Annotated in this window: 2 protein-coding genes; one reads left to right on the forward strand and one right to left on the reverse strand. The window is 35.2% G+C overall.

Annotated features, from left to right (window positions below; genetic code table 11):
* Positions 1-94 precede the first annotated feature (94 nt).
* On the reverse strand, positions 95-715 hold the full coding sequence (locus WGMM_RS00830) for a hypothetical protein (RefSeq protein ID WP_051599586.1): 621 nt from the start codon (positions 713-715) through the stop codon (positions 95-97).
* A gap of 171 nt (positions 716-886) precedes the next feature.
* On the opposite strand from WGMM_RS00830, the gene WGMM_RS00835 reads away from it, so the two are divergent.
* On the forward strand, positions 887-1083 hold a 197-nt coding region (locus WGMM_RS00835; RefSeq protein ID WP_038248560.1), incomplete at its 3' end, for a DUF1016 N-terminal domain-containing protein.

Below are 1083 nucleotides of genomic sequence, written 5' to 3' on the forward strand. Positions count from 1 at the left end.
TTTGTTGTAAACTCACTTTTACTCTATGGTTATACTACCTTGCTGCTATCCTGAACGGATACAGTGGGCTTATTAAATTATAGAATTACTTTAGCTATAGAATAAAGTCTAGTGTTACTTCACGCCAAATGTGGTGGTGCTGAGTAGGCAAGCCGGTTAATGGGCTACATTTATATACTGCACGCATTGCGCTATCTGCTATCGACCTGAAAAGTGGATTATTTCGATAGGAATCACTGTCTGCTACATCCGCCATAATTATCTCGCCTTGACTGGATAACAATAAGTTAATTTTTATATTAAAATTTTCTTTGTGAGCTATGCTTTCAGGAATGCTCCAGCATTTTGTGAGCTTGTCTCTTATAGAGTTAATAATTTCTGTTACAACTAATTCATCCTTTTTGCTCTCAACGCTTTTTTCGTTTCCTATTTCATTTTTTGCCCCTCTAACATCCCTTCTTAGTTTTTTCTCTACACTTTTTTTTCTTTTTGGAATTGGAATGAATTCTTTACCCTCGTTAATAATGACTTCTTCTTGCATTTCGATAATTTGCCTCGGTTGTGCTACAACAGTGTGCTCAACCAATTCTTTTTTCCTTTGTGGTATAGGAACAACTGACGTATCATTCGTTTGGGCTCTTGTTGAAGGTAACGAAAAAAGCAGAAAACAACATAAAGACAAAAAAAGAATATAATTAGAATAGAAAAAACGCATATGTTAAGCAGCTTGTTTTACTGGTTTAAAGCTAATATTGCGCATAAAGTCAATATATTTTAGTTGATGGACAACTTTGAAGTCAATAGGGAATTCCCTCAAAGTTGCAGGCAAGCGAAAGATTGTCTTCTCGACAGACAAAGAATTGTATAATGGATTAAAAGGGACCGTATGACAAAAATTATAGGAAAAGAATATACAGAACTTTTAGAGCAGTTGAAAGATCGTATTGCAACAAACCGTTATAAGGCAGCACTTGCAGTAAATAGTAGGCTTATTTTGCTTTACCACCATATTGGTACAGAGATCCTAAAACGCCAAAAAGAACATACCTGGGGAGCTAAGGTAATTGATCAATTAAGTAAGGA

It is taken from the genome of Wolbachia endosymbiont of Glossina morsitans morsitans (genome assembly GCF_000689175.1).
GTDB classification, from domain to species: domain Bacteria; phylum Pseudomonadota; class Alphaproteobacteria; order Rickettsiales; family Anaplasmataceae; genus Wolbachia; species Wolbachia pipientis.

Bases quoted from the DNA above. Each gene is read 5' to 3' on its own strand.
- WGMM_RS00830 (WP_051599586.1), bottom strand. From the start codon at position 715: ATGCGTTTTTTCTATTCTAATTATATTCTTTTTTTGTCTTTATGTTGT.